The organism is Neisseria sp. P0009.S007, assembly GCF_051962515.1.
Genome location: NZ_JBQCVF010000958.1, coordinates 1 through 364, shown reverse-complemented (window position 1 = coordinate 364; position 364 = coordinate 1). Strand labels below are relative to the sequence as shown.

The window sequence follows — 364 nt, the reverse complement described above, 5'->3', positions numbered from 1 at the left end:
GTCCATGGCGGCAAGGTGTTCGCGCCATTGCAGGTCGATGACTTGCAGCATGACGTTGCGTTCGAAATCCGCCATCGGTTTTTTACCGACCAGCTCGACTTTTGCCGCGTATTCTTCTTCCACGCGTTTAATCAGACGCTCTTTGATGTCCTGATTGTCCAAAGTGCTGTCTGCTTTGAGCCATGCTTGGATGTCTTCGTGCAGGCGGACTTCGGCGGCAAGCTGGCTTTCGAGTGCGGGGATGTCCCATTGCTCTTCCATGCTGTCGGGCGGTATGTACAAATCGACCAAATCGCTGATGACTTCTTCGCGGATACCTTTAGTCAGGTCGCTGACGTCTTTGCTGTTGAGGATTTCGTTGCGT

General features: G+C 53.0%; 1 pseudogene. It reads right to left on the bottom strand.

The window, feature by feature from the left end:
* Positions 1-364: pseudogene (gene secA, locus ACTHS3_RS17300) on the bottom strand (preprotein translocase subunit SecA); the annotation flags it as partial.